9 protein-coding genes are annotated in these 8,147 nt (G+C 60.7%); 5 read left to right on the plus strand and 4 right to left on the minus strand.

Annotated elements, in window-relative coordinates:
* Positions 1-19 precede the first annotated feature (19 nt).
* Positions 20-811: a crotonase/enoyl-CoA hydratase family protein gene (locus GVL50_RS28020; RefSeq protein WP_159815798.1), complete on the plus strand. Its 792-nt coding sequence runs from the start codon at positions 20-22 to the stop codon at positions 809-811.
* Positions 812-919: 108 nt separating this feature from the next.
* On the opposite strand, the gene GVL50_RS28025 is transcribed toward GVL50_RS28020, so the two are convergent.
* Positions 920-1,675 (minus strand): spermidine synthase, encoded by a 756-nt coding sequence (locus tag GVL50_RS28025; RefSeq protein ID WP_053122388.1) that lies wholly within the window; start codon positions 1,673-1,675, stop codon positions 920-922.
* A 150-nt stretch (positions 1,676-1,825) separates the two neighbouring features.
* On the opposite strand from GVL50_RS28025, the gene GVL50_RS28030 reads away from it, so the two are divergent.
* Positions 1,826-3,172, plus strand: a complete 1,347-nt coding sequence (locus GVL50_RS28030; protein WP_007964815.1) for a class II 3-deoxy-7-phosphoheptulonate synthase — start codon at positions 1,826-1,828, stop codon at positions 3,170-3,172.
* A gap of 108 nt (positions 3,173-3,280) precedes the next feature.
* Here the strand turns inward: GVL50_RS28030 and GVL50_RS28035 are convergent, their stop codons facing one another.
* Positions 3,281-4,507: a winged helix-turn-helix domain-containing protein gene (locus GVL50_RS28035; RefSeq protein WP_159815799.1), complete on the minus strand. Its 1,227-nt coding sequence runs from the start codon at positions 4,505-4,507 to the stop codon at positions 3,281-3,283.
* A gap of 64 nt (positions 4,508-4,571) precedes the next feature.
* Entirely contained in the window at positions 4,572-4,787 is a 216-nt protein-coding gene (locus tag GVL50_RS28040; RefSeq protein WP_053122393.1) for a DUF1127 domain-containing protein, read from the minus strand.
* Positions 4,788-4,884: 97 nt separating this feature from the next.
* Here GVL50_RS28040 and GVL50_RS28045 point away from each other — a divergent pair, with 97 nt between their 5' ends.
* Positions 4,885-5,739, plus strand: a complete 855-nt coding sequence (locus tag GVL50_RS28045) for a LysR substrate-binding domain-containing protein (RefSeq protein ID WP_172680137.1) — start codon at positions 4,885-4,887, stop codon at positions 5,737-5,739.
* On the opposite strand, the gene GVL50_RS28050 is transcribed toward GVL50_RS28045, so the two are convergent.
* The gene (locus GVL50_RS28050) at positions 5,729-6,478 is read right to left on the minus strand and encodes a sulfite exporter TauE/SafE family protein (protein WP_172680136.1); all 750 of its coding nucleotides are present in this window, start codon (positions 6,476-6,478) and stop codon (positions 5,729-5,731) included. The genes GVL50_RS28045 and GVL50_RS28050 overlap by 11 nt on opposite strands.
* A 111-nt stretch (positions 6,479-6,589) precedes the next feature.
* On the opposite strand from GVL50_RS28050, the gene GVL50_RS28055 reads away from it, so the two are divergent.
* On the plus strand, positions 6,590-7,546 hold the full coding sequence (locus tag GVL50_RS28055; protein ID WP_159815800.1) for a LysR family transcriptional regulator: 957 nt from the start codon (positions 6,590-6,592) through the stop codon (positions 7,544-7,546).
* A 72-nt stretch (positions 7,547-7,618) separates the two neighbouring features.
* Entirely contained in the window at positions 7,619-8,074 is a 456-nt protein-coding gene (locus GVL50_RS28060) for a MarR family winged helix-turn-helix transcriptional regulator (protein ID WP_172680138.1), read from the plus strand.
* Positions 8,075-8,147: the final 73 nt, after the last annotated feature.

The following is an 8,147-nucleotide window of genomic DNA, read 5'->3' on the forward strand; positions in this document are numbered from 1 at the left end:
CCCGCCCGAGGATCTACCGATGAATCAGCCCTGCGCCGGCCGCGTCAGCCGAGAACGTCGTGGTCACGTCCACCTGATCGGCCTGGATCGAGCGGCCAAGCGCAATGCTTTCGACCTCCACCTGCTCAACGACCTGAGCCTGGCCTATGGCGAATTCGAAGCCGACAGCGAGGCGCGGGTGGCGGTGGTGTTCGGCCATGGCGAACACTTTACCGCCGGTCTGGATCTGGTGAATGCCAGCTCAGCATTGGCCGAAGGTTGGCAAGTTCCGACCGGCGGTTGCGATCCGTGGGGTGTTTTCGTCGGGCCACGGGTGAGCAAACCGGTGATTGTCGCGACGCAGGGTTACTGCCTGACCATCGGGATCGAGCTCATGTTGGCGGCGGATATCAATCTTTGCGCGAGCAACACCCGCTTCGCGCAAATGGAAGTGCAGCGTGGGATTTTTCCTTTTGGTGGCGCGACTTTGCGTTTTCAACAGATTGCCGGCTGGGGCAATGCGATGCGCTGGCTGCTAACCGGGGATGAGTTTGATGCGCACGATGCGTTGCGCTTGGGGTTGGTGCAGGAAGTGATGGCCAGTGAGGATTTGTTGCCACGGGCGATGGAATTGGCGGAGCGGATCGCGCGACAGGCGCCGTTGGGGGTGCAGGCGACGTTGATGTCGGCGCGGCAGGCGCGGTATGAGGGTGAGACTGCGGCGACGCAGGGCTTGCCGGCGTTGGTGAAGAAGTTGTTGGCGAGTGAGGATGCCAAGGAAGGCGTGCGGTCGCTGGTGGAGCGGCGGCCCGGAATATTCAAAGGGATCTGAAGCTGTGGTGGTTTTGAGGCCGTCTTCGCGAGCAAGCCCGCTCCCACAGGGGGAACGCATTGCAAATGTGGGAGCGGGCTTGCTCGCGAAGGGGCCAGCACTGGCAACTCAGGTCGCGGGGCGAATCGCGTTGATCAACGACTGCAACGAATACCCCAACCGCGGCGCCAGCGCTTCGGCCCGCGCAGTCAACGCCTGCATGTCCAGTTCCTGATCGAGATCCGCCGGTACCAGCAAAATCACATTGCCCTCCTTCACCGGCAGCTCCCAGTAATGCCGGTGATAGAGCCCGCGCAACAGCGCCGCGCCCAATGGCTGGCCATCATCGGTGGCCCACTGATTGATCACCAGCCAGCCGCCCGGATTCAAACGCTTCTGGCAGTCACCGAGAAAACCCCAGGCCAGATGCCCGACACCCGGGCCGACGTCGGTGTAGAGGTCGACGAAAATCAAATCCGCTGGCTCCGCCGTCGGCAACAACTCCAGCGCATCGCCGACACGAATGTACAGACGCGGATCGTCGTCCAGTCCCAGGTATTCGATCGCCAGACGCGGCACGTCCGGGCGCAACTCGATGGCTTCAACATCTTCCAGTGGCAGAAACTTGAGGCAGGCCTGGGTCAATGTCCCCGCACCCAACCCGAGAAACAGCGCGCTGTCCGGTTGCTCATGGCACAACGCGCCGATCAGCATCGCGCGGGTGTAGTCGTACTCCAGCCAGCTCGGGTCAGCGGTGAACACGCAGCTCTGCTCGATCGCATCGCCGAATTCGAGAAAGCGGTAATCGGCCACTTCCAGCACGCGAATCACGCCGAACTCATCCTGTACTTCGGCGAGCAGATGCTCGACGCGCTCCTCAGTCATTTCGTCTCCTGATGGTCACCGGGCGCGGTGACGCGATGGCACCGCTGTGGCGCCGTGGCAAAGCGGCGATTGTCGGCGAAGGGGCGGGAGCAGGTCACGCACTAATTGCTGCTAACATGGCCGTCCGTGCGTAGAACCTTAGAGACCGTGATGAGCCAACCGTGGAGCCCTGACAGCTGGCGCGCCCTGCCGATCCAGCAACAACCCCAATACCCCGACGCCGCGCACCTGCGCCAGGTCGAGCAAACCCTGGCCAGTTATCCGCCGCTGGTGTTTGCCGGCGAGGCACGCGAGCTGCGTCGACAGTTTGCCGAAGTAACTCAGGGCCGGGCGTTTTTGCTCCAGGGTGGTGATTGCGCAGAAAGCTTCGCCGAATTCTCCGCGGCAAAGATTCGCGACACCTTTAAAGTGTTGCTGCAAATGGCAATCGTCATGACCTTCGCCGCCGGTTGCCCGGTGGTCAAGGTCGGGCGCATGGCCGGTCAGTTCGCCAAGCCGCGTTCGGCCAACGACGAGACCATCGATGGTGTGACGCTGCCGGCTTATCGCGGCGACATCGTCAACGGCATCGGTTTCGATGAGAAAAGCCGCGTACCGGATCCGGAGCGTCTGCTGCAGTCTTATCACCAGTCCACCGCGACGCTGAACCTGTTGCGCGCCTTCGCTCAGGGCGGTTTTGCCGACCTGCACCAAGTGCACAAGTGGAACCTCGATTTCATCGCCAACTCGGCGCTGGCGGAGAAGTACAGCCACCTCGCCGACCGCATCGATGAAACCCTGGCGTTCATGCGCGCCTGCGGCATGGACAGCTCGCCGCAACTGCGCGAAACCAGTTTCTTCACCGCCCACGAAGCGCTGCTGCTGAACTACGAAGAAGCCTTCGTGCGCCGCGACAGCCTGACCAACGATTACTACGATTGCTCGGCGCACATGCTGTGGATCGGCGACCGTACCCGTCAGCTCGACGGCGCTCACGTCGAATTTCTGCGCGGGGTGAACAACCCGATCGGCGTGAAAGTCGGCCCGAGCATGAACCCGGATGATCTGATTCGCCTGATCGACGTGCTCAACCCGGACAACGATCCGGGTCGCCTCAACCTGATCGCGCGGATGGGCGCGAACAAGGTCGGCGATCACCTGCCGGCGCTGATCCGCGCGGTGCAGCGTGAAGGCAAGCAGGTGCTGTGGAGCTCCGACCCGATGCACGGCAACACCATCAAGGCCAGCAGCGGCTACAAGACCCGCGACTTCGCGCAGATCCTTGGCGAGGTGAAGCAATTCTTCCAGGTGCACGAAGCGGAAGGCACTTATGCCGGCGGGATTCATATCGAGATGACCGGGCAGAACGTCACCGAGTGCATCGGTGGAGCGCGGCCGATTACGGAAGACGGCTTGTCGGATCGCTATCACACGCATTGTGATCCGCGGATGAATGCCGATCAGTCGCTGGAGTTGGCATTCCTCATCGCTGAAACCCTCAAGCAGGTTCGCCGCTAAGGTTCGAGATCTTTATCGCTTGAACGGGCCTCTTCGCGAGCAAGCCCGCTCCCACATTTGGAATGCATTTCAAAATGAGGGAGCGGGCTTGCTCGCGAAAGGGCCAGCTCAATCAACGCCTATCTTCGCCAATGCCACCCGCAACCGCAGCGCACTCTCGCGCTGACAATTGAGCTGCACCCGCTCCAGCCCCAGCCAATCCGCCATTCGCCGCAAATTCATCGCCAGCGCCAACATCCCCTGCTCATCCAGCCCCGGCTCCTCCTCATGCACCGCATGCACCGCCAACCGCCCCGCCGCGCGCTCAGCGCGTAAATCAACCCGCGCGGCAATCCGTTCATTGTGCAAAAACGGCAACACGTAATAGCCGTAAACCCGCTTGTCCTGCGGCGTGTAAATCTCCAGCCGATAGCGGAAATCGAACAACCGCTCGGTGCGGCTGCGCTCCCAGATCAATGAATCGAATGGCGACAACAGCGCACTCGCCGTCACTTTGCGCAGGATTTTCGGCTCCGGCAGGCAATAAGCGATCTGCCGCCAACCGGCCACTTCGCACATCTGCAATTGCCCCGCCTCGACCAGTTCCGCCAGTCGCGGCCGCGCATCCGCCGGGTTCAAGCGGAAGTAATCACGCAGGTCTTTCTCAGTGCCGACACCCATCGCCTGCACCGCATGCAACAGCAATCCCCGTTGCGCCTCGGCTTCATCCGGCAATGCCTGCTGCAAGATCGAAGAAGGAATTACCCGCTCCGGTAAATCATACAAACGCTCAAAACCACGCCGTCCCGCCACCGTCACTTCGCCAGCGGCAAACAACCACTCCAGCGCATGCTTTTCCGCGCTCCAGTCCCACCATGGCCCGGCCTTGTCTTCGCGGGTCGACAGACTGCCGGCGCCCACCGCGCCCTGCTCTTGCACCGAACTCAATACGCGACGCACCACGTCCTGCTGCTCGCGACCAAACTTCGCCAGTTGCTGATAAATATCCTCGCCGCGCCGCGCTCGCTGCATGCGCCAAGCCATCAACGGATACATCGACAGCGGCAGTAACGATGCTTCATGGCCCCAATATTCAAACAACGTGCGACGTCGCCCCGAACTCCAGGCAGCCTGGTCGAGCAAGTCAGAAGAATAGGAACCGAGACGGGAAAACAGCGGCAGGTAGTGCGAGCGCACCACGGCGTTGACGGAGTCGATTTGCAGCAGGCCCAGCCGTTCGATCAGCCGGTTGACGTGAGCGGCTTTGACGGTCGGCGGCTGGCGCCCGTTGAACCCTTGGGCAGCCAGCGCCAGTCGTCGCGCCTGTTTGAGGGAAAAGGACAGTGTCGCGGGCATGAGCATCTCCTTGTCTGCTCGCAACCTACCTCACCTGAAAGTGGTTTGTGTAGCGGCGCCCTCATCATTTATGCATCGGGTCGTCCCAGAATGGCCGCACGGTTTCGTGTTCGACGTCGGCACGACTAACCCCGATGTCCTTCAACGCTTCGTCGCTCAGACTGGCGAGCAACTCACGTTCACGGTGCAAATCGTACCAGCGGCTAAACTTGTGCAGCAGATCGGAAACGATGTGACCGCTGAATTTTTCTTCGCCTGCAAACTCTCTTTGACCTTTCATCGTGTTGCCCTCCGTTGTGGATGGCTCAAGTCTCTGCCTGGCGATAAGATCAATCCAACGAATGTTTCTGATGGCATGCATCACGGAGATTCATCAATTGTCCGCCTACCCCAGTATCGATACCGATGTGTTGCGTACCTTCGTCGCGATTGCCGATCAGGGCGGTTTCACCCGCGCCGGCGAAATGGTCAACCGCACGCAATCGGCGGTGAGCATGCAGATGAAGCGTCTGGAAGAAGACGTGTTGCAGCGCCAATTGTTCGAGCGTGATGGACGTCAGGTGCGCCTCACGGCTGAGGGCCAGGTGCTGCTCGGTTATGCGCGGCGCATTCTTAAACTTCACAGTGAAGTCTTCAACACGCTGCGCGAGCCGCACATGGTCGGCACCGTGCGCATCGGTACGCCGGATGATTACGTGATGCGTTTTCTGCCGGGGATTCTGTCGCGATTCGCCCAGTTCTATCCGCTGATCCAGATCGAAGTGCATTGCGAGTCGACCAAGCAACTGTTGCAGCGCACCGACCTGGACTTGTCGATCGTCACCCGCGAGCCGGGCAACGAGATCGGCCAACTGCTGCGCAAGGAGCGTTTTGTCTGGGCCGAGGCGCAGAACTTCAGCGCCCACGAACAAACGCCGCTACCACTGGCGATGTTCAACAGTGATTGTTTCTGCCGCTTGTGGGCGTGCAATGCGCTGGACGCGATGGGCCGCGATTACCGCATCGCCTACAACAGCACCAGTTTGTCGGCGCTGATGGCGGTGGTGAGCGCGGGTCTGGCGATCACCGCGCAACTGGAAAGCCTGATCACCCCGGACATGCGCATTCTTGGTGCCGACCAAGACCTGCCGTTGTTGCCGGAGGCCAGCATCATGCTGGTGCGCAACCTGAACAATCCATCGCCGATCACCGAGTGCCTGGCCGAGCACATCGTCGAAGGCTTCAAACTTTAAACGCGAGCATTACCGCACACAGCACCAGAAAACCGCAGAACAGCCCACGCAGGAGTTTTTCCGGCATCGCGTGGGCGACTTTTACACCCCAACTGATGCTGGCCAGACCACCGATGGCCAGCGGCAGGCCGATCATCCAGTCCACTTCGTGATGCACCGCGTACGTCACCAACGTCACGCCGGTGCTCGGCAAGGCCAGCGCCAGCGATAAGCCCTGAGCAACCACTTGGGTGGTGCCGAACAGGCTGGTCAACACTGGCGTCGCCACCACCGCCCCGCCAACCCCGAACAAACCGCCCATGGTGCCAGACGCCGCGCCGAGCACGCCAAGCCACGGCCACGAATAGCGCATCTCCGACGTCGCGGCAGGTTGGCGACCGAACATCTTCAACAGGTTGTAAACCGACAACACCACCAGAAAAGCGACGAAGCCGATGCGCATGGTTTGCGCGTCGATACCGACAGCCCAAATCGAGCCGATCCAGGCAAAGCAGAAACCCATCACCGCCAGCGGCAACGCGTGTCGCAACTCAATGCGATTGCGCTGGTGATAACGCCACAGCGCCAGCATCACGTTCGGCACCACCATCACCAGCGCCGTGCCTTGGGCGATCTGTTGATCAAGGCCAAACCAAACTCCGAGCAGCGGAATCGCGATCAGACCACCACCGATGCCGAAGATGCCACCGAGGGTGCCGAGTGCGGCGCCGAATAACAGGTACAACAAAAACTCCATCACAGCCGAATTCCTCTTACGTCAGGCGAATCATCCTACGCAGTCGCGGCTGGCGGGGAAACGCACAGCAACGCACAATGGCTATGCCGATTTCGCACAAGCATCGAGTTCGCCATGAATCCCAATCAACTCACCGACCAACTCGGATTGTTTCTGGATGTGCTGGAGAGCGGCAGTTTTTCTGCCGTCTCGCGTCGTCATCCGTTGACGCCATCAGCCATTGCGCGACGGATCGACAGCCTGGAAAGCGCCGTGGGCAGCCAGTTGTTTGTCCGTAGCACTCACGCGGTACTCGCCACGCCGGCCGGGCTGGCGTTCGCCGAACGCGCACGTCGAATCGTAGCCGAGCTGCAACTGGCTCGCGCCGAAGCCGTGTCTTTGAGCAACGCGCCGGAAGGTTTGATTCGGATTGATGCGCCGGCGGCGTTTGGTCGACGGCATCTGGCGCCAGTGATTGCCGACTTTCTGGTGTTGTACCCAGGGCTCGATGTGCAGTTGCACCTGATCGACAGTTTTGTCGACATGGGCGGCTCCAATCTAGGCAAGGTCGATCTGGTGCTGCGCGCCGGGCAACTGGCGGATACCCGGTTGGTCGCCACGCCGCTGGCGAGCATGGTGCGCATCGCTTGTGCGAGTCCCGACTATCTCAAGCGCCGGGGCGTGCCGAGCGCTCCAGCGCAATTGAGCGAACATGACGGACTCGACTGGGAAGGCCTCGCCCCGCCGTTCGCCTGGCGTTTCGAGCACGACGGGCAGATGCAATTGCATCGGCCCGCGCGGATCCGCATGAGCGCCAATAATGCCGAAGCCTTGGTGTGCGGAGCGCTGGCCGGGTTGGGCATTGCACATCTGCCCACGTGGCTGGCCAGTGAATACTTGCTGCGCGGCGAATTATTGCCACTGTTTTGCGCCGACGGTCTGCCGAAACCGGAAACCACCGGCATCTACGCGTTGCGCATGGAACAACAAACCCACGCGCGCAGTCGCTTGCTTCTGGAATACCTGAAAACGCGCTTCAGCCCTATACCGCCGTGGGATCTGGCGCTGCAACGGGATCTCGGCCGGCACTAGCGATGGAAAATTATCTGGCGCATTAAACACTCGAGCGCTAGATTCATGACCATCAACGATCAAGGCGTAGACATGACTTCCGAACGCGACACCTGCGACGACCTGCTACTCGACAATCAGGCCTGCTTCGCCCTGCATTCCACCTCGCTGATGATGACCAAGGTGTACAAACCTTTGTTGCAAGCGCTGGGGCTGACCTATCCGCAGTACCTGGCGATGATGGTGTTGTGGGAAAAGGATGGTTTGACGGTCGGGGAAATCAGCACAAAGTTGCTCACCGATCCGGGGTCGCTGACGCCGCTGCTTAAACGGCTGGAGGTTGAAGGGTTGTTGAGCCGTACGCGCAGCCGAGAGGATGAGCGCGTTGTGATTGTCGAATTGACCGCCAAGGGGCGTGAGCTCAAAGAGAGCGCCCAAACCGTTCCGCAATGCATTCTCGGCGCCAGCGGTTTCTCCATCGAACGCCTGCAAAACCTGCAAGCAGAGCTACAAGCACTGCGCAGCCACCTGCAAAACAGCCTCACCTGAAACCACCCTCTCCCCCTGTAGGAGCTGCGGCACGCTGCGATCTTTTGACCTGGGTTTTTAAGATCAAAAGATC

This window comes from Pseudomonas sp. 18058 (genome assembly GCF_902706155.1).
Classification (GTDB): domain Bacteria; phylum Pseudomonadota; class Gammaproteobacteria; order Pseudomonadales; family Pseudomonadaceae; genus Aquipseudomonas; species Aquipseudomonas rustica.

Excerpts from the sequence above, each read along its gene's own strand:
- GVL50_RS28020 (WP_159815798.1), top strand. The coding sequence starts at position 20 with ATGAATCAGCCCTGCGCCGGCCGCGTCAGCCGAGAACGTCGTGGTCAC.
- GVL50_RS28025 (WP_053122388.1), bottom strand. The coding sequence starts at position 1,675 with ATGACTGAGGAGCGCGTCGAGCATCTGCTCGCCGAAGTACAGGATGAG.
- GVL50_RS28030 (WP_007964815.1), top strand. The coding sequence starts at position 1,826 with ATGAGCCAACCGTGGAGCCCTGACAGCTGGCGCGCCCTGCCGATCCAG.
- GVL50_RS28035 (WP_159815799.1), bottom strand. The coding sequence starts at position 4,507 with ATGCCCGCGACACTGTCCTTTTCCCTCAAACAGGCGCGACGACTGGCG.
- GVL50_RS28040 (WP_053122393.1), bottom strand. The coding sequence starts at position 4,787 with ATGAAAGGTCAAAGAGAGTTTGCAGGCGAAGAAAAATTCAGCGGTCAC.
- GVL50_RS28055 (WP_159815800.1), top strand. The coding sequence starts at position 6,590 with ATGAATCCCAATCAACTCACCGACCAACTCGGATTGTTTCTGGATGTG.
- GVL50_RS28060 (WP_172680138.1), top strand. The coding sequence starts at position 7,619 with ATGACTTCCGAACGCGACACCTGCGACGACCTGCTACTCGACAATCAG.